Below are 22,909 nucleotides of genomic sequence, written 5' to 3' on the forward strand. Positions count from 1 at the left end.
GCGCTAAAGCCGCTTGATTAAAACGTTTGCTGGACTTCCTCTGCGTTAACTAATGAAAACGACTTGTGGCGGTCAGACGACGAGTGCGATTTGATTTGGTTTGCCGGACCTGTTCAACATAAACTGGCAATGGCTACCAATAAATAACGAATGGGCAGGGAGTGTATGACTCAGGCAGAAGCAGTTGCGGCAAAAGAGACGCCGGCGCGCGCACAAAGAACTAACAAGACAAGTTGTATTGCCGCTGTCTCTGTCGCCAATGTGTCTTCTCGCGCCGTAGCCGTTGGTTGGCTTCCTCTTACGGTCGTTCGCTTGTTTTCATTGGGGGCTCGCTACTCCGCCAATCCGGCTTTTCGGCTTGGGTGATGGCTTTCACTTCCGTAGTTAAAGTCGAAACCACAGCGCCCATGGCCCAGGCACGCGAGACTGACTTTAAGAAGCTGGTAGACCAGGGCTATATCTCCGGTCACGCCACACAAGACAAAAACCGAGAACGCGTCGAACTCAAGCGCGACCTGGCTATCCAGCGCGAAAACCTTACCACGCTGAAAGCGCCCGTCGCCGCCGTAGTGCAGCAGCTCGCCATTCACACCACAGGCGGCGTCACCGAAGCGCAGGCGCTGATGATCATCGTGCCCGAGGGCGTGCAAGTCACAGCCGAAGTCACGCTGGAGAACAAGGACATCGGCTTCGTCAGCACAGGCAACGGCGCCGAGATCAAGCTCGAAACCTTTCCCTATACACGTTACGACACGGTGCAAGCCGGCGTAGACCGTGTCACGGCCGACGCCATAACGATGAAAAGCGCGGCGCAATTTTTCCGTGACGCTGGCCCTAAAGACCAAGCAAATCGACGTACACGGAAAGATGATCCAGCTGACGCCTGGGATGAACCAGATCGCAGAAATCGAAACCGGGCAGCGGCGCGTAATTGAGTATTTGCTAGGTCCGATTCAGCGGGCGGGAAAGGTCTTGAGGGAAAGATGAGCGCTTGACGCGTTCATATGTGTGTGCAGATAGCTGGGTATATAGCTTTTGGTGACTAAATAACTGCGTTTAAAAAGGGATGATTATGGGAATCAAAATTGACAATGCTGGAACCATAAGTGCTAATTTCGGTGGGATTTCGGTCTCGGGGAATCAATCTACCGGGCAAACGAACATTAGCGCAGGAGGCCAGTCTTATTCATATAACTTTAATACGCACACGGCCTCTGGAAGCGCCTTGGGCATTACGTTCACGGAAGACGGTGATGGCGCGATCGACATCTCGTATACAAGAGGGCCGTTCACGATTGGGCAGCATATTGATGCCGAGGGGAAAAGCTCTTTTTACGTGCAATCCAAGGCTAAAAACGGCGTTGCCGATGCTTCGCAGAGGATTAACGTGATCGCTGATCCCGCGGGGGGATTAAATTACGATTGGACCCAGTCCGTTAAGGTTGGGGGACAGGAAACCGATGGATCATCCGGTAGCGGTCATGTGTCCGTTGATGATATCGCCGACATATTTGGGGGTGGCCTTGGCCAATCAGTTGACGCCCAACGACGCAGGAAACGTCAGCTCGATGAAGGCATGGGCGACGTTGACCCATCCACAAATAGTAAAACCGCGGCGGCCAGCAAAATCGTCCCCAGGCGGGACCCTTTAGTCCTGGACCTGGACGGCGATGGCCTCGAACTTTCAGCCGCCAGTGGTAACACCCTCTTCGATCACAACGCCGACAGCATCAAGACAGGCACCGGTTGGGCCAGACCCGATGACGGCTTCCTTGTACGCGATCTCAACAGCAACGGCACGATAGATACCGGTCGGGAGCTCTTTGGTGTAGACACTATCAAGAGCAACAGCACGCTGGCCACCGACGGCTTCGATGCTTTGCGTGACCTGGACGCTAACGGCGATGGCTTTATCACCAGCGCAGACGCTGCATTTGGCGAACTCAAGATATGGCAAGACGCCAACCAGGATGGCGTTACTCAGAGCGGCGAGCTCAAGACCCTGACCGAGCTCAACATCACCAGCATTGGCGTTAACGGCAGCAGCACGGGTCCGCAAGCAGGGCAGGTGATCAACAACAATACCGTGGCCTTGAGCACCACGTTCACCCAGAACGGCCAGACGCATACCGTTGGTGCAATCGACCTCGAAACCAACAATTTCTTCACCGAGTTTCCGCCTGAAGTCGTGGACGAAGCCGGTAACCCAGTCCCCATTAGCGATCAGGCCCAGGCGCTGCCACAGATGGATGGCTCGGGCATGGTGCGCAACATGCGGGCGGCGGCGAGCCTTGACGGTGATTTTGCGAATGCACTGCAAACCTTCGCTGCTGCTACCACGCGAGGTGATCAGCGTAATCAACTGGATGGGTTGGTCCTTAAGTGGGCAAAAACTTCCGATTATTTTGGCCAAACGCCCGCTGGTTTCAACGTCAACATCACCTACAACCTTCCTGCCGGGATGACGGAGATCGAATATATGAAGATGATTCATATACTCGAAGCCTTCAACGGCAGCCGGTTCTATGGCGACGAAAATGGCGGCCCGCGCCCTGCGGGATTCACTGTGCGTCTGGAGACAGATCCATACGACGGACGTGCGATTTTTCACTACATCATCAGTCCACTTGCGGAGCAGATTACGTTACTGCGGGAAGCCTATGAAGCGCTCAAGAACAGTGTCTACGACACGCTTGTGCTGCAAACCCGCTTGAAGCCTTATACGGACGCAGTCGACTGGGTCATCGGTGAGGCAGGCATAACATTCGACTTCGCCGCGGTCGCCGCGGTGTTTGAGTCTAGGTTCAATGCCGATGCGCCGAATGCGGTATTCGACTTGCTGGACATGCAAAAGTATGCGGGTGACCAGATGCGAGGCATGGGATGGTCTGTCTATAGCACCCTTGACAGCCTTATCCGGTCTGGAAGTCCGTCATCGGCTTTGCAGGCAGCTTTGGATGCAGAGCATATTGAATTGGTCGCCGCCGGTGTTCAAGCTGGGGCGGTAAGCAATGCCACCGGCGCGATTTTGCTGGGTAACTCGCTCGACAACTCGTTGACCGGGAGCGCAGGTGATGATTACCTGTATGGGGGCGCGGGCAACGACACACTCACAGCCGCAGGCGGCACCAACGTGCTGGACGGTGGCGACGGCGACGACATACTCACCGGCGGCTATGGCGGGCACGACACGCTGCTGGGCGGCGCCGGTAACGACATCATGACAGTGCTGGGCAGTTACAGCAGCGACAACGTGTTCGAAGGCGGTACCGGCAACGACACCATGACCGGCAGCTACTGGACAGATACCTATCGATTCAACCTGGGCGATGGGCAAGACACGATCATCGAGACGCAGACGAACAACAACATTACCGACAAGCTGGTCTTCGGAGGTGGCATTGCGGTCAGTGACATCAGTGCACTGCGCTCGGGCAACGACCTCGTGTTCAGCCACGTAAATGGGGTCGACAAGGTCACGGCCAAAGACTGGTTTGTCAGCGCAGGCAACCAGCTCGAGTCGATCGAGTTTGCCGATGGCACCGTGTGGACGGGCGCAGCCGTGACGGCAGCGGCGCTGATCGTCACCGGCACGGCCGGTGACGACGTCATGACCGGCACGGTCATGAACGACACCCTGCGCGGTATGGGTGGCAACGACAACATCACGGGCGGGGCTGGCAACAACGTGCTGGACGGCGGTGATGGCGACGACGTGCTCAGCGGCGGCTACGGCGCCAGCGACACGCTGCTGGGCGGCGCCGGCAACGACACCATGACAGTGTTCGGCGGCTACAGCAGCGACAACGTGTTCGAGGGCGGCACCGGCAACGACACGATGACCGGCAGTTACTGGAACGACACCTACAAGTTCAATCTGGGTGACGGACAGGACACCATCATCGAGACGCAGACGAACAACAATGTCACCGACAAGCTGGTCTTCGGCAGCGGTATCGCCGCCAGCGATATCAGTGCATTGCGATCAGGCAACGACCTGGTGTTCAGCCATGTGAATGGGGTCGATAAAGTCACCGCAAAAGACTGGTTTGCCAGTGTAGCGAGCCAGCTCGAGCGCATCGAGTTTGCCGACGGTACGGTGTGGACAGGCGCGGCCGTGACCGCATCGGCGCTGATCGTCACCGGCACCGCCGGTGACGACGTCATGACCGGCACGGTCATGGATGACACCCTGCGCGGCATGGGTGGCAACGACAACATCACTGCAGGAGGCGGCACCAACGTTCTTGATGGTGGCGACGGTAACGACGTACTCACGGGTGGCTACGGCGGGCACGACACCTTGCTGGGCGGAGCCGGCAACGACATCATGACGGTGTTGGGCAGCTACAGCAGCGACAACGTGTTCGAGGGTGGTACCGGCAACGACACAATGACCGGCAGTTACTGGAATGACACCTACAAGTTCAACCTGGGTGACGGACAGGACACCATCATCGAGCTGGCCAGCAACAACAACGTGACCGACAAGCTGGTGTTCGGCCCAGACATAGCCGTTGTCGATATCACTGCAGTGCGATCTGGTAATGATCTGGTGCTCGGTCATTCCAATGGCCTGGACAAAATTACAGTCAAGGATTGGTATGTCGCAGACGGCAGCCAGCTCGAACGAATCGAGTTTGCAGACGGCACGGTGTGGACGGGAGCCGCTGTAACGGCTGCGACCATGGAAATATTTGGCACCAGCGGTAACGATGTTCTCAGCGGCAATAGCGCTTACACAGAATTTCTGTATGGCGTGGGTGGCAACGATACCTTATATGGTGGCAGCAATGACACGCTTTATGGCGGTGATGGCAACGATGCTTTGTATGGTGGAGGCAATAACGAAACGTTTGACGGCGGGGATGGCAATGACACCTTGACCGGCTACTGGGGGGGCAGCAACGCGACCTTCATCGGTGGCGCCGGCAACGACGTGATCACCGGGTCTTACTACAACAACAAGTACATCTTCAACCTGGGCGATGGCCAGGACACTGTCAGCAATTACGACGGTGTCCACAGTGGCTATACCGACACATTGATCTTTGGTGCGGGCATTGATCCGGCCAACGTGACGGCCACGCGTTCCGGTATTGACATGGTGTTCAAGGTTACAGGCAGTACCGATCAGATCACAGTGCAGAACTGGTTCTATGACACAGCAGGCGGATTCCAGATCGAGCAGATCAAGTTTGCCGATGGCACGATCTGGAGCGCTCCAGCCTTGACCACTGCCGCGCTGGAGGTGTTTGGCACCAGCGGTAACGACGTTATCAGCGGCTCCGGGGTGTATGTGGATATTCTGCACGGCGCTGGCGGCAACGACACTCTGTATGGTGATACCAACGACACGCTCGATGGCGGGGATGGCAATGACAGCCTCAATGGCTTCTGGGCAGGAAGTGACGTGACCTTCATCGGCGGCGCCGGCAACGACGTGATCACCGGGTCTTACTACAACAACAAGTACATCTTCAACCTGGGCGATGGCCAGGACACTGTCAGTAATGACGATGGTGTTCACAGTGGCTATACCGACACACTGACCTTTGGTGCGGGCGTTGGCGCTGACCAGATCTGGCTGCGCCAGGTGGCCAACAACCTTGAAGTGGGCGTCATCGGCACCACTGATACCGTCACGCTGAATAACTGGTACCTCGGTAGCCAATACCATGTGGAGCAGTTCAAGACTGGCGACGGAAAGGTGTTGTTGGACAGCCAGGTGCAAAACCTGGTGGACGCCATGGCGGCCTTTGCACCACCGGCTGCGGGGGAAACCTCTTTGCCTGCCTCTTATCAGGCCAGCTTGCAGCCTGTCATTGCGGCGAATTGGCAATAGTGTTCATCGGCTAAACCTGCCTGCAGCCCCTGGATGCCCGACCCAGGGGCCGCGTGCTTCAACTACCCGAAATTCACCGGCACAAAAATTTTGCTGTCGCCCCGCTGTATCAGAAGCGCCACGGATTTCTCTGCTTTGGCCACGGTGGCGCGCACCTGGTCGATATTTTTCACCGGAACGCCGTTGATGGACAGCAGCACATCACCGGCCTGCACTCCGGCCAGTGCCGCCGGGCCGCTGGCCTGCTGCACCACCAGGCCGTTGTCCACGCCGGCTTCCTGCTTTTCATCGGGCTGCAGCGGACGCAGCGCCAGGCCCAGCTTGCCCTGGTTGGGCGTGTCTTTTTTGGCGGCGGCCTGGGCCGTCTTTTCGTCGGCATTGGCCAGCCTGGCAGTGACCACCTTGGCGGCTCCCTGCCGCCAGATGTCCAGCCGGATGCTGTCGCCGGGCGCTGCCAGGCCGATCAGCGCGGGCAGGTCGCCCGAGGAGACGATGGGCTGGCCGTTCACGCCGCGGATCACGTCACCCGACTGCAGCCCGGCCTTGTCTGCCGGGCCGCCCTTTTCCACACTCGAAACCAGCGCGCCTTCGGGCTTGTCCAGCTTGAAGGAATCGGCAAAGGACTGGTTGACCTCTTGCACCGCTACCCCCAGGCGAGCATGTTCAACCTTGCCGGTCGCCACGATCTGGTTCTTGATCCGGACAGCCACGTCGACCGGGATGGCGAACGACACGCCCTGGTAGCCGCCGCTGCGGGTATAGATCTGCGAGTTAATGCCCACGACTTCGCCGCGTGCGTTGAACAGCGGGCCACCCGAGTTGCCCGGGTTGACCGCCACGTCGGTCTGGATGAAAGGCACGGCGCTGTCGTCAGGCAGCGAACGGCCCTTGGCGCTGACCACGCCGGCGGTCACGGTGTTTTCAAACCCGAAGGGCGAGCCGATGGCCAGCACCCATTCGCCGACCTTGAGCTCGCTGATCTTGCCGAGCGTCACCACGGGCAGGTTTTTGGCGTCAATGCGCAGCACCGCCACGTCGGTCTTGGGGTCGGCGCCCAGTACCTTGGCGCGGTATTCGCGCCGGTCGGTCAGCTTGACGGTGACCTCTTTTGCATCGCGCACCACGTGGGCGTTGGTCAGGATGATGCCGTCAGGGCTGACGATGAAGCCCGAACCCTGTCCGCGTGTGGGCATTTCCTGCTGCTGGCCGCCGCGGCCGCCACGGGCGCCCGGGCCCTGCTGGAAGCGTTTGAAGAATTCGAAGAACGGATCACCGGAGGGCGTGTCGTCGTCATCGCCGTCGTCCTGTGCCATCGGGGAGTCGTTTCGTACTTTGGTGGTGCCGGTCACGCTGATGTTGACGACCGCCGGGCCGTAGCGTTCGGTGATCTGCGAGAAGTCGGGCAGGGCCATGGGCACCGAGGTTGGGGTGCCGGCGGTAATGGCCGGAGGGACGGCCGCCGTGGCGGCAGGGTGCACGGCGTTGAGTGCACTGACGCCGGCGCCGCCTATGGCACCTGCAGCCAGAAGTGCAGCGACAAGCCGGGTATTTTTCAATGCTTCAGATTTCATGGATGGGCTTCCTTGCGTTGAGGGCACACACCGGTGCCGATGCGTACAACTATGGGGTGGCAGCCTTAGGCGGGGCTTAAATTTGCGCGACGCAGGAAGGGCAGCGCTGCGGGCGTGAATTTTGATAAAAAGTGGCTGTAGCCAGCAATAGGACTGCGCGAGCAGCTATAAAAATGGTAGCAAATGATGGCTGCTAGCCGGTGGTTTCATCCGCCGAAAAGCGGACTTCAACCCGCAGCCCGCCCAGGGACTCCGATGTGCCGAGCTGCAGCGTCGCGCCGTGCCGCTCGGCAATCACCTTGACGATGGCCAATCCGAGGCCGCTGCCGGTTTCGGGAGATATCGCTGATCCAGCCGACCCACCCGCCGTGTCCGTGACGCTGGCGGCGCGAAAGAAGCGGTCAAACACGCGGTGACGGTCTTCCGCGGCGATGCCCGGGCCGCTGTCTTCCACGGTCAGCGTCGGCTGGCCGTCCTGCAGGTCCAGCGACACATCGACCCGGCCCGCCACCGGCGTGTACTTGACAGCGTTGTCCAGCAGGTTGCGCAGCAGGATGCGCAGGGCCTCGCCTTGGCCTTTCACCTGCACAGGCTGCAGCGGCTCGCTGCCGGCCAGGCCCAGGTCAATTTGCCTGTGGCCCGCATGGGGCAGCACATCGGCCACGGCCAGCTTCACCACATCGCGCAGGTCCACCAGGGCGGCAGAGGCAGGTGCCTGGCCTGAATCGGCTTCGGCTTGTGCCGTGCCAGCGGTTTCCTCGCGGGCCAGCACCAGCAGCTGCTCGACCAGCCGTATCGCCCGGTCGATGCCCTGGTTCAACCGGCCGATGGCGGCCTCCCGCACGGCAGGCTCTTCGTCGTTTCGGCGAAGGGCCTGCGCCTGCAGCTTGAGCGCCGTCAGCGGCGAGCGCAGCTCGTGTGCTGCATCAGCCACAAAATGCCGCTGCGCCTCGAAAGCGCCGCGCACCCGGTCAAACAGCAGGTTCAGCTCTTCAACCAGCGGCCGCACTTCGTCAGGCAAACCGTCGTCGGCCAGCGGCGACAAATCGTCGGCCGGGCGCCCGGCCACCTGCCGCCGTGCACGCTCGATGGGCGCCAGCGATCGGCTGATGACCCACCACACGGCCAGCATCAGCAGCGGTGTGAGATAGGCAAAGGGCAGCACGGCGCGCACGGCCAGCGTGCGGGCGCGCGCCGAGCGGGCGTCCAGGTCCTGCGCAATCTGCACGGTTTGCAGCGCGGTCTGCAGGGTGTAGACGCGGTACCGGTTGCCGTGCGCTTCGACGTCTGAAAAGCCGAGCACTGCGCGCGGCGGAAGCGCCGAGCGGGTGGAACGGAAAATCTGTGTGCCGTCCTGGCCCCAGATCTGCACATACACCTCGAAGCGGTCGTCCTCATCGGCTTCGTCCAGAGGAATGTTGAGTGGAATGCCGCTGCGCAGGGAGCGCGCCATTTGCTGCAAATGGTCGTCGAACATCGCGTCGGCCTGCTGCAAGGCGCCGCGGTAGGCCGTGGCCGCCTGCAGCAGGGCCGCCAGAAAAATTGCCGCCAATATGAACCAGAGTAGGCGCCTCCTCAAAGAATGCGTTGCCGATTTTTTCACAGCTTCGATCATTGCTTGGGCACCAGATAGCCCAGGCCGCGCACGGTCTGGATCACGTCGTTGCCAAGTTTTTTACGGACACCGTGGATGTAGACCTCGACCGCGTTGCTGCTGATGTCGTCTTTCCAGCTGAAGAGCTTTTCCTCAAGCTGCGCGCGTGACAGTACCACGCCCGGGCGTGCCAGCAAGGGTTCGAGCACCGCCCATTCGCGTGCCGAGAGCGACACCGGCTGGCCATTGAGGCTGGCTTCGCGCGTGGCGGGGTTCAGGCTCACGCCCTTGTGTTCAAACGCCGGTTCGGCCCGGCCCGCACTGCGCCGTATCAGCGCGCGAATGCGTGCCAGCAGTTCGTCGGTGTCATAGGGTTTGACGACGTAGTCGTCGGCGCCGGCATCCAGCCCGGCGATGCGGTCGCCGACCGCATCGCGCGCCGTGGCCACCATCACCGGGGTGGTGTTGCGGCGAGCCCGCAAAGCGCGCAGCACTTCCAGGCCGTCACGCTTGGGCAGGCCGAGGTCCAGCAGCACCAGGTCGTACTGTTCGCTGTTCAGGGCCTCGTCGGCCATGCGGCCGTCACGCACCCAGTCGACGGCATAGTGCTCACCGCGCAGCACCTGCAGCACGGTCTCGCCGATCATGGCGTCGTCTTCAACGAGCAGTAATCGCATTGGAAGATGTACGGTTTTGGAGAAATTGCCGGGGAGCCCGCAAGCTGGTGGGCCATTGGGGGCCATTGGCCGGATTATCCGGCCAATGCCTGGCCAAGGCTTATGTCAGCCTTAAACGAAAAGGCAAAGCCGCCATACCGCGGCGAGGAGCGCAAGTGCCCCCGGGTCATGCCATACTCCGGCAGCCGTGACTGCCCTGGCAGGCGCCTTGTTCAACATGACGTTTACACCATGCCCTTTGTCAGCCTGATGTGTCCCCAATGCGCCGCGCCGCTGCCGCGTGCGGCTTATTGGCGTACGGTCACCTGCAGCTACTGCGGGGCCACCGTCAGCCGCGGCGCAGAAACCATCCGTGCCGCCTCGTTTCACGAAGCCTGGCTGCGGGTGCACCAGGCGGTCGATCTCCCGGCGCGCATGGTGTCCGTCGGCGAACGGCAATATGGGCTGCTGGCCGGCCTGGGCGGCGGCGAGTCGTCGCAGGTCTTTCTCGCGCAGCGCGTGCATCCTTTCGGCGAGCGCGTGACGCTCAAGCTGGCGCGCACCGACGGCGCAACCGCCGTGCTGCAGCAAGAGGCGGAGACCGTCAGGCAATTGCAGGGGCTTAAAACAGCAGGCTCGGCTTACTTCAGCCAGCGCCTGCCGCAGCTCGTTGCTTCAGGCACCGCGCGGGACGGCACGTCGCCCGAGCGGCATGCGCTGGCGCTCAGGCATCCCACGGGATTCTGGGGCAGCCTTGCCGACGTCATGCGTGGGCATCCAACGGGCGTGGACGCCCGCCATGCCGTCTGGATGTGGCGGCGTGTGCTGGAGGTACTGGCCTATCTTCATGACAACAGCTGGCAGCATGGCGACCTGTGCCCGGAGCATTTGCTCGTGCACCCGCGCAACCATGGCGTCCAGATGATTGGCTGGGCGCGGGCGCGGCATGGCGGGCATGGAGCGGTGCAGGACCTGATGCAGCTGGCGTGGAGCATACGCATGCTGTTGAGCGGCCAGGCCGGCAGCGGCGAGCATCCGCCGTCTCTGCCCGCAACCACCCCTGCGCCGCTGGCCGCGCTATTGCTGGCTGGCAGCGAAGATGCCCGTTGGTGCGCACAGCATGGCGCGCGCGGGTTGCTGGCGCAACTGGGCCAGGCGGCCGAGCAGTCTTTTGGCGTGTCGCGTTTTGTCGTTTTTCACCCGACTGCAGCGTCCGCCCTGCACTGAATCAGAATTACTGAATTACCAAAAGAGGAGCCGACTTCATGGGACACGGAAATTATTCATACGCTGCACATGCGGCCATGGTGGCCAACCGATCTGCCAGCCCACACACCGAGGTCTTTACCCAACGGGCCTGCCACGCGCTGATGGACCCGCGCGGGCTCAAGGTCCGGGAGTCGCGCGACAGTGCCGACCACCCGGCGTCGCTGGCCGTCGTGTTCGCACTGGACGTTACCGGCTCGATGGGAGACATCCCCCGCATCCTGGCGCAGCAGGAGCTGCCGACGTTCATGAAGCTGCTGGGCGATTGCAACATCCCCGATCCGCAGCTGATGTTCATGGCCATCGGTGACGCCACATCTGACCGGGCGCCGCTGCAGGTGGGTCAGTTTGAATCCACCGCCGAGTTGATGGACCAATGGCTGACCTGGAGCTATCTGGAGGGAGGCGGTGGCGGCTCGGGCAGTGAAAGCTACGAGCTGGCTTTCTACACCGTTGCCCAGCACACCGACCTGGACTGCTGGGCCAAGCGAAAAAAGCGCGGCTACCTGTTCATGACCGGTGACGAGCTTCCCTATCCGGCCGTGTCACGGCACCAGGTGGAGGCCCTTTTCTCTGAAAAACTGGATGAAGACATCCCGATCGAGGAAGTCATTGCGGCAGCCGCCGAAAACTACCACCTTTTTTTCCTGATCCCCGACCTGGAGCGCCGGCGCAACTGCGAAAAGCGCTGGCGCGACCTGCTCGGAGAAAACGTCATCTGCATGGAGTCTCCCGAAGACGCATGCGCAGTCGCGGCGGCCATCGTCGGGCTGACGGAGCGTGCCTTGCCGGATTTGGGTGCCGTGGCGCGCGTCCTCAAGGCCAGCGGCGCCACGCCCGAGCGCACGGGCTCGGTCTTGCGTTGCCTGGATGCCTATGCTGCTCACCTGGATCCGTCCAGCATTCGTCACCTGCATGCGCAGGCGACCGGCGCGGCGCCGGTCAGGTCGGGCTGGTGGCGGCGCCTTTTCGGTTGAGCGGGCGGGTGTGCTGAACGGCCGTGGCGCGGCCCCGTCCCGGCTGGTGTCGCTGCTTGGCCTTGGCTTTGGCGACTGCGGCAAGGGGCTGTTCACCGATTTCCTGTGCCGCCAATGGCAGGCCGGGGCGGTAGTGCGTTTTAACGGCGGCGCGCAGGCGGGCCACAACGTGGTCCTGCCCGACGGCCGGCACCATACCTTTTCCCAGTTTTGCGCGGGCACCCTGGTGCCGGGCGTGTTGAGCGTCCTGGCCGGCCCGGTCGTGGTGCACCCGACGGCCTTGCTGGTCGAGCATGCCGCGTTGCAGGCACTTGGAATCCCGGACGCGCTCGCGCGTTTGCGCATCGACGCGCGCTGCCGCATCAACACACCGTTTCACCAGGCGGCCGGCCGGCTGCGCGAATTACGGCGCGGCGCGGCCAGCCACGGAACCTGCGGGGTGGGCGTGGGGGAAACCGTGCGCCACGCGCTGGCGCATCCGGGCGAAGTGCTGTGCTATGGCGACTTGCTGGCGCCAGCCCGCGCGCACGACAAGCTCGAAGCCATCCGGCGGCGCCTGCTGGCCGGGTTTGACGCGTCGGCCGGCTCGGCTACGCAGCCAGCCGCGTGGCAGCAAGAGCAAGGGCTGCTGAGAGATGCCAGTGTGTCCGCCCGATGGCTCGCCTCCGTGGCAGAACTGGCCCGGCAATGCAAACCCACGCAGAGCCCGGAGATCGCCCGGGAACTCCAGGGATGCGGCACCGTGCTCTTTGAAGGCGCACAAGGTGTTCTGCTGGATGAATGGCATGGCTTTCATCCGCATACGACCTGGAGCAGCATCCATCCCGCCTCGGTAGAGTCGGTGGTCGCCGATTTGGGGCTGACCGGCCCCATCATGCACCTGGGCATCTTGCGAAGCTATCTCACAAGGCACGGCAACGGACCCCTGCCCACGTTTGATGCTGCGCTCGATGTGCTGGCGGAGCCCCACAACACGGGTGACGGCTGGCAAGGGCGTTTTCGCAGGGGGCACGCCGATGCGGTGCTGCTGCGTTATGCGCTGGAGATCACTGGAAAGCTCGATGGCCTGCTATTGAGTCACCTGGACGTATTTGACGCCGGCTTGCCTGGCGGGGGCGTGAACCTGTGCACCGCGTACGAAGCGGCGCCCGAGGCTGGCGACGCCCTGTTATGCCAAAGAATCGCTCATGGGGAAGGCCGTGAACGTGGCAACGGGCTGGTTGAGCGTCTGCTGCCCGGCAACGGGCATGACCTGCAGCACCAGTCGAGGCTGACAGCTTTGCTGGCGAGAGCGCAGCCGGTGTATGAAGGCCAGCCGCTGCGCTCGGCGTCGGCATTGGTGGCGCGTTTTCAGGCGCTCGCTGCCTGCCCGGTTCTGTACGGCGGCTTTGGGCCGAGCTTCAGCGCGGTTCGCGCCATGACCGGCACCTAGCGCGTCCAGGGGTCAGGAGAGCGAGGCCAGCCGCGCCCGGTGCCGCGTGATCTGGGCCTTGACTTGTGCCGGCGCAGTGCCACCCAGGATGTTGCGGGCGTTCAACGAGCCGCGCAGGCTCAAGCAGTCGTAGACGTCTTTTTCGATGTTGGGGTTGAATTCCTGCAGCACAGCCAGCGGCAACTCGGACAGGTCCACCGCATGGGTGGTGGCGGCTTTGACGGCGTGGGCCACGGTTTCGTGGGCATCGCGGAAGGGCAGGCCTTTTTTCACCAGATAGTCGGCCAGGTCGGTGGCGGTGGCGTAGCCGCGCAGCGCGGCCTTTTCCATGGCTTCGGGCTTGACGGTGATGCCGGCCACCATCTCGGCAAAGATGCGCAGCGTGTCCTTGAGCGTGTCGACGGTGTCGAACAGCGGCTCCTTGTCTTCCTGGTTGTCCTTGTTGTAGGCCAGGGGCTGGCCCTTCATCAGGGTGATCAGGCCCATCAGGTGGCCGACCACGCGGCCGGTCTTGCCGCGCGCCAGTTCGGGCACGTCGGGGTTTTTCTTCTGCGGCATGATGGACGAGCCGGTGGTGAAGCGGTCGGGAATGTGGATGAAGCCGAAGTTCTGGCTCATCCACAAGATCAGCTCTTCGCTCATGCGGCTGATGTGCACCATGGCGAGCGACGCGGCCGCCGTGAACTCAATTGCGAAGTCACGGTCGCTCACGGCGTCCAGGCTGTTCTGGCATACCTGCGGCTGGCCGCTTTCGTCGACCATGCCCAGCGTTTTGGCCACGCGTTCGCGGTCCAGCGGGTAGCTGGTGCCGGCCAGCGCTGCAGCACCCAGCGGCAGGCGGTTCACGCGCTTCCTGATCTCCAGCATGCGCTCGGCGTCGCGGCTGAACATTTCCACATAGGCCAGCATATGGTGGCCAAAACTCACCGGCTGGGCCACCTGCAGGTGGGTGAAGCCGGGCAGGATGACTTCGACATTTTTCTCGGCGATGTCAACCAGCGCTTTTTGCAGGTCGGTCAGCAGCCCGCCGATCAGGTCGATCTCACTGCGCAGCCAGAGGCGCACATCGGTGGCGACCTGGTCGTTGCGGCTGCGGCCGGTGTGCAGGCGCTTGCCGGCGTCGCCCACAAGCTGGGTCAGGCGCGCTTCGATGTTGAAGTGCACGTCTTCGAGATCCAGCTTCCACTCAAAAGCGCCGGAGTCGATTTCGGACGTGATTTGCGTCATGCCTTTCTGGATGTCGGCGTAGTCGGCGGCGGGAATGATCTTTTGCGCTGCCAGCATTTCGGCGTGAGCGAGCGAACCGGCAATGTCGGCTTGCCACAGGCGCTTGTCAAAAAACACGCTGGACGTGTAACGCTTCACCAGGTCGCTCATGGGTTCGGAAAAAAGGGCGGACCAGGCTTGGGACTTTTTGTCGAATTGATTCACGTCGGGCTTTCTTTGAGGCAGTCACTGGCCGGTCTGTGGGGTAAAGCACGCCATTTCGGGCAGTTGCGCAGCCGGCCGGGCCTAAATAGTGTTTAACCCATGGCCGAATCGCCTTGGGCAGTGCAATACTCTTCCCAATGATTTTATCTGGGTGCCGGACCCCGTGGGAAACCCCTGCCGTGCGCTGCCCCAGCCGATCCGTTTTTCCACGATACCGAAGTGCCGCCGACGTCCATGAAGCCTGTGCCCGATCAGAAGAATTTCAGCGAATCCACGTTGCTGGGCAGCTTTATTCCGGGCGATGAGGAAGCGGTGCCGCGCACTTCCAACCGCACCAGCATGTTTGATGCTTGCCACGTGGGTGTGGTTTTGCGTGCCGTGCTCTTTGTAGAGGCGGTGACCGGCGTGTGTGTGATGTTCGCTGCGCGCGAACCCCTGGACTGGCTGCTGAGCTTTTCGCTGCTCACCGGCGGTGTGCTGCCCGCCACCCTGGCCTGGCTGATTGCGGTGTGTGCGCTGAAGGGGCAGTTGAACCGGCTGGAGCCTTCGCACCAGTGGGCGGCGGGTATTGCACTGGGTGTTGTGTCGGGGCTGTACGGCTGTGGCTTGCTGGCCCTGCTGGGCCTGCTCCAGCCGGTGCCCTGGTGGGCCAGTGCGGCGGCGGGTGCCTTGCTGTCCGCCATGATGCTGGCGGGGCTGTTCTGGCGGGCCAAGGCGCGTACGCCGGCAGCCACGGCGGCACGCCTTGCCGAACTGCAATCGCGCATTCGCCCCCATTTCCTTTTCAATACCCTGAACAGCGCCATTGCGCTGGTGCGTGCCGAGCCCGCCAAGGCCGAGGCGGTGCTGGAAGACCTGAGTGAGCTTTTTCGCCATGCACTGGCCGATCCGGCCGAATCCGTGACGCTCGGCCAGGAGATCGCGCTGGCGCAGCGTTACCTCGCCATTGAGCAGATCCGCTTTGGTGAGCGGCTGCAGGTGCAGTGGAGCCTGGACACCGAAGCGGACCAGGCCAAGCTGCCGCCGCTGCTGTTGCAGCCGCTGGTAGAAAACGCCGTCAGGCATGGCGTGGAACCCAGCGCCAGCGGCGCGCAGCTGAAAATATCCACCCTCCGGCGAGGCAGCACGGTGGTGATCAAGGTGACCAATTCAACCCCCGCAGGCGCCGGTGAGCGCGGCCACGGGTTGGCGCTGGCCAATGTGCGCGAACGCCTTGCGCTGCTGCATGATGTCGAGGCGAAATTCAAGACCGTGTTCAAGGACGGCATATTTCAGGTTCGACTGGAGATTCCCGCATGACGCTCAAGGTATTGGTAGTTGACGATGAAGCCCTGGCGCGTTCGCGCCTGCGCACCCTGCTGGGCGATTGCACCGCCCCGGCCGCAGTGGCAGCAGCTGAAGCCGCCGATGCTGTTCAGGCCATGAAGGCCTTGCAGCGTGAGTCATTCGATGCGGTGCTGCTTGACATCCGCATGCCCGGCGTTGACGGTATCGCGCTGGCACGCACCATTGCTTCACTTGCACAGCCACCCGCCCTGGTGTTTGTCACGGCCCATTCCGAACATGCCGTACAGGCCTTTGAACTGGAGGCCGTCGACTACCTCACGAAGCCGGTGCGCCTGGAACGCCTGCAGCAAGCGTTGCAGAAGGTAGAGCGTTTGGGCCAGGCTGCCCGGACGTCCACGGCGGATGTGGCGGAAGAAACGCTCATCATCCAGGACCGCGGCCGCACCGAGCGTGTGCCACTGGCCGAGGTGCTGTATTTCAAAGCCGAACTCAAATACATCACTGTGCGTACCGCGACCCGCAGCTACATACTCGATGGTTCCCTGAGCGAGCTGGAAGAGCGCCACGCGACCCGTTTCATGCGCATTCACCGCAACGCACTGATTGCGCGCCGGGCCGTGCGCGCGCTGGAAAAACATTTTGATCCAGAAGAGGGCGAGGGCTGGGCGGTACGGCTCAATGGTATTGATGAACTGCTGGCGGTGTCCAGGCGCCAGCTCAGCGCCGTTCGGGAAGCCATCGCGGCCTGATTACATTTCTCTTGCTGCTTCTTCCAATCCAACATCCTGTCTATGCATACACGTGCCGATTTCATCCAGCGGCACGTCAGCCGCTTCAGCAATGAGCCTGCCGTAGAGCGCCAGCTCGTACGCGACTTCTTCGGTGGCATGACTGGCTTTTATGTTGATATAGGGGCTAACGATCCGGTGCTGGATTCGCAATCGCAGCATCTGGAACAGATGGGTTGGACGGGCCTCCTCGTGGAACCTGACCCGGACTGTTGTGAGCTGCTGCGCAGGAGTCGAACCGGCGTGGTCATTGAAATGGCTTGTTCCAGCGCTGAAAACGCAGGAAGGTACCTGGATTTGAATCGGGCCGGACCCCATTCAACGCTCGAAGCGAGGCCTATTGCCATGGGCGCCGTGGTCCGTTCAACGGTACAGGTACGGTGCGAGACGCTGGATGCCATCCTGGAAGGAAATGCTGTGCCAGAGGGGTTTGATTTCCTGTCGATCGACATCGAGGGGCACGAACTGGTTGCGTTGTCCGGTTTCAACTTTGCACGCTGGCAGCCCCGCCTGGTGCTGATTGAGGATCACGTGACCCATCATAAAAAACACGACCTGATGCGCGGTAACGGCTACCAGCTGATCCTTCGAACCGGCTTGAACAGCTGGTACGTTCCGGCGAAAGCGTCCTACACATTTTCCTGGCCGGCTCGGTTTGAATACCTGCGTAAGTACTACCTGGGGCTTCCATTGCGCAAATTTCGTTACGCACGCCCCGGCACAAAAACGGATACGGGAGACATATGACCGAAGAACCCGCAGAGCGTGTCGTACGCGCGGCGCCTCCAGTGGTGCCGGGCGATCCTGAACAGCTGCATGTTCGGGTTCCGGTCGATATCCGCAGCATGTCGCTCGTGGTACTGGCGGGTCTCGCCTGCCTGTTTGTACTGCACTGGGCCAAGGCCGTCTTTATTCCGGTGATGCTGGGTGTGCTGTTCAGCTATGCTTTTTCACCGGTGGTCAACTGGTTTGAAACGAAACGCGTTCCACGCTGGCTGAGCGCTGCCGTGGTGTTGCTGACGATTGTGGGCAGCATCGGCACCACGGCGTATTCGCTCAGCGACGAAGCGGCGCAGCTGCTGGAAGCGCTGCCGGCTGCGGCACAGAAATTCCGCCAGGCCGTGAAGGTGCGCACCAACCAGTCTGACAGCGCCCTGGAAACCGTACAGAAAGCCGCCGCACAGCTTGAACAGGCCGCGCAGGAAAGCGCCGCGACCAGCAGTACGCGTGGGGCGATGCGTGTCGTGGTTGAGCCTGCCCGTTTCAACATCAAGAATTATCTCTGGTCAGGCACCATCGGGCTGATTGCACTGATCGGCCAGGCGACCGTGGTGGTTTTTTTCACCTACTTCCTGATGCTTTCGGGCGACAGCTTCCGGCGCAAGCTGATCAAGCTTGCGGGCTCCAGCATCAGCAGCAAAAAAATCACGCTGCAGGCTCTCAATGAGATCACCGACCAGATCCAGCGCTACCTGCAGGTGCAGCTCCTGACCAGTGCGCTGGTCGGGGTGCTGACCTGGCTGGCGCTCTGGGCGCTGCGGCTGGAAAACCCCGCTGTGTGGGGCGTTGCCGCTGCCGTGCTGAACCTGATTCCTTACGTAGGCTCTCTGGTCACGGCGGCGACGTCGGCCCTGGTGGCCTTTATGCAGTTTGGCTCGCTCAACATGGCGCTGGCCGTGGGGGGGGCCTCGCTGGCCATTCATACCGTGGTGGGCAACCTGTTGACGCCGTGGCTTACCAGCCGCGCCAGCCGCATGAGTCCGGTGGCGGTGTTCGTCGGCTTGCTGGCCTGGGGCTGGCTCTGGGGGGTGTGGGGCCTGTTGCTCGGCATTCCCATTCTGATGATTGTCAAGTCGATTTGCGACCGCATCGATGACCTGAAGCCGATTGGTGAGTTTCTCGGCAGTTGATGTGGCCCCCACGGTCGCTCACTTCGTGTAGCTCCCTGCCCCCCGAGGGGGCCGCCCGCCTGTGGCCCGGCAAAGCCGGTTCCACGGCTCATGCTGGTATGAGAGACTGGCCGTACGATCCTGATTTAGTTAATGAAATGAAAGAGGTAACGCGATGATGGAACTGTTGACGGATCCGCAAATGTGGATCGCTTTTGCCACGCTCACTGCGCTGGAACTGGTGCTGGGCATCGACAACATCATCTTTATTTCCATCCTGGTCGACAAGCTGCCCAAGGACAAACAGGAGCTGGCAAGGCGCCTGGGCCTTTTTATGGCGATGTTCATGCGCATTGGCTTGCTGTTTGTGCTGTCGTGGATCATCGGGCTGGTGGACCCGCTCTTCACCATCCTGAAAGAGGAAATTTCGGGGCGCGACCTGATCCTGATTGCCGGGGGCCTGTTCCTGATCTGGAAGAGCACCGGTGAAATCCACCAGTCGATGGAGGGCGAAGAAGGTCATGCCTCCAGCGGGGTCAAGGCCACGTTTGCGGCTGTGATCGTGCAGATCATGATTGTGGACATGGTGTTCTCGCTGGATTCCATCATCACCGCCGTCGGCATGGTGGACAGTCTGCCGGTCATGATTGCCGCGGTCATCGCATCGGTGGGCTTGATGATGCTGTTCGCTCCGGCCATCGGCCGCTTTGTGTCCGACCATCCCACCATCAAGATGCTGGCGCTGTCTTTCCTTGTCGTCGTGGGTGTGGTGCTGATCGCTGAGGGCCTCGACCACCATGTGCCCAAGGGCTATGTGTACTTTGCCATGGCGTTTTCTGTGGCGGTGGAAATGCTCAACATCCGCATGCGCAAGAAAAAGAGCAAGCCGGTACACCTGAGAAATGCCTATGCCAATGGGGATAAGGGCGACAAGGCTGATGGCGCTGACGGCCGTAAGACCTGACGCTGAGCTGTGCCCGTGACGCGCCTGCGCTGCGCCGCGTGCCTTCGCCCGCAGGGTGGCTGCATCTGCAGGTGGGTTACCCCCACAGCGCATGAAACCGGGGTGCTGATCCTTCAGCATCCGCTGGAGGTTGACCACGCCAAAAACAGCGCTCGCCTGCTGCACCTGAGTCTGCCGTGCAGCCGGATGCTGACGGGCGAGTGTTTTGATGAAGCTGGTTTGCGTGATGCGCTGCAAGGACCGGAGTATGTGGTGCTGCTGTATCCGCAGACGCCGGATGATGCAGCGCCCGTCCTGGATCCCATACAACTCAACGACGCGGCACGTGTGCTGCTTGTCGTACTGGACGGCACCTGGCGCAAGAGCCGAAGGATGCTGCACCGGAGCCCGTTGCTGCAGCAATTGCCGCGCCTGTCGCTGGAAGATGTACCGGCTTCCGGCTACCGGATCCGCAAGGCCCACAAGCCGGGGCAACTCTCAACGCTGGAGGCTACCTGCGCAGCGCTGGCGCAACTGGAAGGCCATGCTGAAAAATACCACCCGCTGCTCAAGGCGTTTGACGGTTTTGTGGCGCAGCAGTTGGCGTTTGTTCCGAAGTAGTTCGACTTGATCCCGGTATTTTGGTCAGTCGCCCAGGTCAATCAGACCGGCCAGCGGCACTCCGCTGGGGGCCTCATAGTCCGCAATCACGGCCGCGCGCCCTGTATGCGCTGAAATGTCTTGAAGCCGTCCTTTGACGAAGGCAATCGAGGGTGCATCCAGCGCGGCAAAGGGCTCATCCAGCAACAACACCGCCGCACCCGACACAAACGCCGCTGTCAGCCAGACCTTGCGCTTCGACCCGGTGGACAGCATGAAAAGCTGCTTGCCCATGTGCGGCTCAAGCCCGAGGCCGTCGACCAGCGGCGCTACCAGAGCCGCATCAAAACCCGGGTACCGGCTGCGAACATCTTCGAAATACTGCGCCGGCGTGAGTTGATCAAACGTGTCGGCGCGCGGCTCCATCCAGAAGAGCTGCCGGCGGTAAGCGTCGGGCTTGTCTTTGAGCGAGATGCCATTGAGCGTCAACTTTCCCTCATCGGCAGGCAAGGCCCCCGCCAGTAATCGAAGCAGGGTGCTCTTGCCGCGCCCGTCGCCGCCTTGCACCAGCGTGACGCCTGGCGGGATTTCGCCGGACCAGTTGGCAAGGATTTCAACCTGTGGGTTGGGGTAGCGAAACCACAGGTTTTCGATGGTGAGCATGGCTGGCGGGGTCAAGGTTTTACATCCAGGGGATAAGGCAACGCAGAGACGGGAAGTTCTGCACTACAAGGGCGTACAGGCCAACGCTGGCCAGGCATACCAGACCCGTCATGGACCAGATGCGGGCCTTGCGCCCCAACGTTTGCGCGCGAGGGTCTTCAATTTTTTTGTATTCACCGTGAAGAATGAGAAACCATTGCACGCCCGCCTGGCTGTGTTCCCCGTTTTCCGGCATGAGCCATTTGCTTCGCAGGGCCAGCTCTTTCCATCGTGTGGGGTGGTGTTCCTCGATGTAGTCCTCAAATCGGCATTGATCGCCATAGCCGAAGACGCCACACGCGAACATGCCGACAAAGAGCCATATGACAATGGTTTCAACGGGAGAGCACATGGGGTAAGGATCTGATTCTGAGGCTATCGAGGCACATTTAAATGATCAGGCTAGTGGCAATGTTAATCTGCGTTTTTTTGAGACATCTCTTAGCCCAATTTGCAGGACATCACCATGTCAGATCGCACAGTTCCAAGCTTGTACGAATGGGTAGGCGGCCTCGACGCCTTGACCCGATTGACCACGCGTTTCTATGAGCACGTGAAGAAGGACGTCTTGCTGGGGCCTGTGTTCGCGCACATGGACGACAGCCACCCGGCCCATGTCGCCGCATTTCTGGGCGAAGTCCTGGGTGGACCCACGACCTATTCGGAGCAGCATGGCGGCCATCCGCACATGATCCGGCAGCACCTGAACCGGCATCTGCTGCAGGAGCAGCGGCGCCGCTGGGTGGCCTTGCTGCTTGAAACGGCGGATGAACTGGGCATGCCCGACGACCCGGAATTCAGGTCGGCGCTGGTGGGATACCTTGAGTGGGGTTCGCGACTGGCCGTGATCAATTCGCAGCCGGGTGCCACGGTGGACGCTGATGCGCCCATGCCGCGATGGGGCTGGGGTGAGGTCAAGGGGCCTTACATTGGCTAGCTGCTTTATTTGACGAGGAGATTGCAGAGATGAGCTTCGGAAAAACCACCCCCATCCTTCGCATCTTCGATGAAGCCAAGGCCCGGGAGTTTTACATCGATTTCCTCGGTTTCAAGGTCGATTGGGAGCATCGCTTTGAGCCCGGCATGCCGCTCTATCTGCAAATATCCAAAGGCGGCTGCGTGCTGCATTTGTCGGAGCACCACGGCGACTGCAGCCCGGGCACCGCGATGCGGATTGAAACGGACGAGCTTGACGCGTTTCACCAGCAGCTTTTGGCGAAGAACTACAAACACGCCCGTCCCCGAATTGAAGACACAGCGTGGGAGAGCCGGGACATGTCGATCAGGGACCCTTTTGGCAACCGGCTGACATTTACCAATGCCATCAGCACCTGACCGCACTTTACAAACCGGATGAATCTCACGCCGGCGCGCTCTAAAACCCCAAATCTTGACTGCCGTCAAGAACGCCGTGTCAGGTGGAGCCCCGCTCTTGATTTTCGTCAAGAATACTTCGTTGCTACAGGTTCACCATGAGTGCTGCTGAAGGAGACACCCATGACCTCGACCCACGCGCCCCCTCTTCCAGGCCTCGCCTCACGCTGCTACCGGCTGACGCGGGGAGGCCGCGCCTGCGTGGACACGGTCAATACCAAAGCGCAGGCCACAGGCTCGTTGTCACGCTACTTGCACGATGTATTGGAGATGTGCGGCGCGGGCGTGTGGTTTGAGCAGTTGCAGCAGTTCATGCCGCCCCGATCGCTTGACGAATCCTTGCGCTCATTGCTGGCGCTGGGCCTGATTGAAACCGTGGATGCGGGCGAAGTGCCCGTGTACCTGCTCCCTGCGAGGCATCGCACGCCGTCGATGTTCGGCGACCTGACGAACGCCGGAGGCGCCCTGGAGTCAAAGAAGGGGCGTTTATAAGCAAAAAAAGGCTTCCAGCCCTTACCTGAAAAGCGCGAGTAGCTATTAAATCAATAGCGACT

Annotated in this window: 20 protein-coding genes; 14 read left to right on the plus strand and 6 right to left on the minus strand. The window is 61.3% G+C overall.

Translation table 11 applies throughout. From position 1 onward, the window contains the following. Positions 1-365 precede the first annotated feature (365 nt). Positions 366-935, plus strand: a complete 570-nt coding sequence (locus tag AC1DVV_RS01010; protein ID WP_477707091.1) for a beta-barrel domain-containing protein — start codon at positions 366-368, stop codon at positions 933-935. Positions 936-1,072: 137 nt separating this feature from the next. Continuing rightward, on the plus strand, positions 1,073-5,845 hold the full coding sequence (locus tag AC1DVV_RS01015; RefSeq protein WP_477701851.1) for a calcium-binding protein: 4,773 nt from the start codon (positions 1,073-1,075) through the stop codon (positions 5,843-5,845). Positions 5,846-5,907: 62 nt separating this feature from the next. On the opposite strand, the gene AC1DVV_RS01020 is transcribed toward AC1DVV_RS01015, so the two are convergent. From AC1DVV_RS01020 to AC1DVV_RS01030, 3 genes are all read right to left on the minus strand, one after another. Further along, positions 5,908-7,416 (minus strand): DegQ family serine endoprotease, encoded by a 1,509-nt coding sequence (locus AC1DVV_RS01020; protein ID WP_477666212.1) that lies wholly within the window; start codon positions 7,414-7,416, stop codon positions 5,908-5,910. A gap of 193 nt (positions 7,417-7,609) precedes the next feature. Continuing rightward, a complete protein-coding gene (locus tag AC1DVV_RS01025) occupies positions 7,610-9,031 on the minus strand; it encodes an ATP-binding protein (RefSeq protein ID WP_477688752.1) in 1,422 nt (473 codons plus the stop codon). Beyond that, a complete protein-coding gene (locus AC1DVV_RS01030) occupies positions 9,028-9,687 on the minus strand; it encodes a response regulator (RefSeq protein ID WP_457279431.1) in 660 nt (219 codons plus the stop codon). Before AC1DVV_RS01030 ends, AC1DVV_RS01025 begins: the two co-directional genes overlap by 4 nt. Positions 9,688-9,918: 231 nt before the next feature. Here AC1DVV_RS01030 and AC1DVV_RS01035 point away from each other — a divergent pair, with 231 nt between their 5' ends. Genes AC1DVV_RS01035 through AC1DVV_RS01045 form a run of 3 tightly spaced genes read left to right on the plus strand, consistent with a single transcriptional unit; the run spans position 9,919 to position 13,341 of the window. Then, positions 9,919-10,893: a lipopolysaccharide kinase InaA family protein gene (locus AC1DVV_RS01035; RefSeq protein WP_457279430.1), complete on the plus strand. Its 975-nt coding sequence runs from the start codon at positions 9,919-9,921 to the stop codon at positions 10,891-10,893. A gap of 38 nt (positions 10,894-10,931) precedes the next feature. After that, a complete protein-coding gene (locus AC1DVV_RS01040; RefSeq protein WP_477701852.1) occupies positions 10,932-11,909 on the plus strand; it encodes a VWA domain-containing protein in 978 nt (325 codons plus the stop codon). A gap of 10 nt (positions 11,910-11,919) precedes the next feature. Further along, on the plus strand, positions 11,920-13,341 hold the full coding sequence (locus AC1DVV_RS01045) for an adenylosuccinate synthetase (RefSeq protein WP_477701853.1): 1,422 nt from the start codon (positions 11,920-11,922) through the stop codon (positions 13,339-13,341). A gap of 12 nt (positions 13,342-13,353) precedes the next feature. Here the strand turns inward: AC1DVV_RS01045 and argH are convergent, their stop codons facing one another. Further along, complete coding sequence (gene argH, locus AC1DVV_RS01050; RefSeq protein WP_457279427.1) at positions 13,354-14,772, minus strand: argininosuccinate lyase; 1,419 nt, start codon at positions 14,770-14,772, stop codon at positions 13,354-13,356. Positions 14,773-15,006: 234 nt separating this feature from the next. Here argH and AC1DVV_RS01055 point away from each other — a divergent pair, with 234 nt between their 5' ends. The 6 genes from AC1DVV_RS01055 (at position 15,007) to AC1DVV_RS01080 (ending at position 20,300) form a co-directional block, all read left to right on the plus strand. Continuing rightward, positions 15,007-16,071, plus strand: coding sequence for a sensor histidine kinase (locus tag AC1DVV_RS01055; RefSeq protein ID WP_477666216.1), 1,065 nt, complete (start codon positions 15,007-15,009; stop codon positions 16,069-16,071). Continuing rightward, positions 16,068-16,808 (plus strand): LytR/AlgR family response regulator transcription factor, encoded by a 741-nt coding sequence (locus tag AC1DVV_RS01060; protein ID WP_477666217.1) that lies wholly within the window; start codon positions 16,068-16,070, stop codon positions 16,806-16,808. The genes AC1DVV_RS01055 and AC1DVV_RS01060 overlap by 4 nt, the downstream gene beginning before the upstream one ends. Before the next feature lie 42 nt (positions 16,809-16,850). Next, on the plus strand, positions 16,851-17,594 hold the full coding sequence (locus AC1DVV_RS01065) for an FkbM family methyltransferase (RefSeq protein ID WP_457279424.1): 744 nt from the start codon (positions 16,851-16,853) through the stop codon (positions 17,592-17,594). Further along, entirely contained in the window at positions 17,591-18,757 is a 1,167-nt protein-coding gene (locus AC1DVV_RS01070; protein ID WP_457279423.1) for an AI-2E family transporter, read from the plus strand. The genes AC1DVV_RS01065 and AC1DVV_RS01070 overlap by 4 nt, the downstream gene beginning before the upstream one ends. A 154-nt stretch (positions 18,758-18,911) precedes the next feature. Beyond that, complete coding sequence (locus AC1DVV_RS01075) at positions 18,912-19,700, plus strand: TerC family protein (RefSeq protein ID WP_457279422.1); 789 nt, start codon at positions 18,912-18,914, stop codon at positions 19,698-19,700. Positions 19,701-19,709: 9 nt separating this feature from the next. Beyond that, positions 19,710-20,300: a tRNA-uridine aminocarboxypropyltransferase gene (locus tag AC1DVV_RS01080; RefSeq protein WP_457279421.1), complete on the plus strand. Its 591-nt coding sequence runs from the start codon at positions 19,710-19,712 to the stop codon at positions 20,298-20,300. A 24-nt stretch (positions 20,301-20,324) separates the two neighbouring features. On the opposite strand, the gene AC1DVV_RS01085 is transcribed toward AC1DVV_RS01080, so the two are convergent. Next, positions 20,325-20,942: an ABC transporter ATP-binding protein gene (locus AC1DVV_RS01085; protein ID WP_457279420.1), complete on the minus strand. Its 618-nt coding sequence runs from the start codon at positions 20,940-20,942 to the stop codon at positions 20,325-20,327. A gap of 19 nt (positions 20,943-20,961) precedes the next feature. Further along, entirely contained in the window at positions 20,962-21,333 is a 372-nt protein-coding gene (locus AC1DVV_RS01090; protein ID WP_457279419.1) for a hypothetical protein, read from the minus strand. Between the two features lie 114 nt (positions 21,334-21,447). Here AC1DVV_RS01090 and AC1DVV_RS01095 point away from each other — a divergent pair, with 114 nt between their 5' ends. From AC1DVV_RS01095 to AC1DVV_RS01105, 3 genes are all read left to right on the plus strand, one after another. Then, on the plus strand, positions 21,448-21,918 hold the full coding sequence (locus AC1DVV_RS01095) for a group II truncated hemoglobin (RefSeq protein WP_477688753.1): 471 nt from the start codon (positions 21,448-21,450) through the stop codon (positions 21,916-21,918). Positions 21,919-21,947: 29 nt separating this feature from the next. Beyond that, entirely contained in the window at positions 21,948-22,316 is a 369-nt protein-coding gene (locus AC1DVV_RS01100) for a glyoxalase superfamily protein (protein ID WP_477666221.1), read from the plus strand. Positions 22,317-22,478: 162 nt separating this feature from the next. After that, entirely contained in the window at positions 22,479-22,847 is a 369-nt protein-coding gene (locus tag AC1DVV_RS01105) for a hypothetical protein (protein WP_477688754.1), read from the plus strand. Positions 22,848-22,909: the final 62 nt, after the last annotated feature.

This window comes from Polaromonas sp. P3_B4, assembly GCF_056402835.1.

Coding starts and splice junctions, on each gene's coding strand:
- AC1DVV_RS01015 (WP_477701851.1), top strand. CDS start 1,073: ATGGGAATCAAAATTGACAATGCTGGAACCATAAGTGCTAATTTCGGT.
- AC1DVV_RS01030 (WP_457279431.1), bottom strand. CDS start 9,687: ATGCGATTACTGCTCGTTGAAGACGACGCCATGATCGGCGAGACCGTG.
- AC1DVV_RS01025 (WP_477688752.1), bottom strand. CDS start 9,031: ATGATCGAAGCTGTGAAAAAATCGGCAACGCATTCTTTGAGGAGGCGC.
- AC1DVV_RS01040 (WP_477701852.1), top strand. CDS start 10,932: ATGGGACACGGAAATTATTCATACGCTGCACATGCGGCCATGGTGGCC.
- AC1DVV_RS01105 (WP_477688754.1), top strand. CDS start 22,479: ATGACCTCGACCCACGCGCCCCCTCTTCCAGGCCTCGCCTCACGCTGC.
- AC1DVV_RS01095 (WP_477688753.1), top strand. CDS start 21,448: ATGTCAGATCGCACAGTTCCAAGCTTGTACGAATGGGTAGGCGGCCTC.
- AC1DVV_RS01090 (WP_457279419.1), bottom strand. CDS start 21,333: ATGTGCTCTCCCGTTGAAACCATTGTCATATGGCTCTTTGTCGGCATG.
- AC1DVV_RS01065 (WP_457279424.1), top strand. CDS start 16,851: ATGCATACACGTGCCGATTTCATCCAGCGGCACGTCAGCCGCTTCAGC.
- AC1DVV_RS01020 (WP_477666212.1), bottom strand. CDS start 7,416: ATGAAATCTGAAGCATTGAAAAATACCCGGCTTGTCGCTGCACTTCTG.
- AC1DVV_RS01060 (WP_477666217.1), top strand. CDS start 16,068: ATGACGCTCAAGGTATTGGTAGTTGACGATGAAGCCCTGGCGCGTTCG.
- AC1DVV_RS01070 (WP_457279423.1), top strand. CDS start 17,591: ATGACCGAAGAACCCGCAGAGCGTGTCGTACGCGCGGCGCCTCCAGTG.
- AC1DVV_RS01100 (WP_477666221.1), top strand. CDS start 21,948: ATGAGCTTCGGAAAAACCACCCCCATCCTTCGCATCTTCGATGAAGCC.
- AC1DVV_RS01010 (WP_477707091.1), top strand. CDS start 366: ATGGCTTTCACTTCCGTAGTTAAAGTCGAAACCACAGCGCCCATGGCC.
- AC1DVV_RS01055 (WP_477666216.1), top strand. CDS start 15,007: ATGAAGCCTGTGCCCGATCAGAAGAATTTCAGCGAATCCACGTTGCTG.
- AC1DVV_RS01075 (WP_457279422.1), top strand. CDS start 18,912: ATGATGGAACTGTTGACGGATCCGCAAATGTGGATCGCTTTTGCCACG.
- AC1DVV_RS01035 (WP_457279430.1), top strand. CDS start 9,919: ATGCCCTTTGTCAGCCTGATGTGTCCCCAATGCGCCGCGCCGCTGCCG.
- AC1DVV_RS01085 (WP_457279420.1), bottom strand. CDS start 20,942: ATGCTCACCATCGAAAACCTGTGGTTTCGCTACCCCAACCCACAGGTT.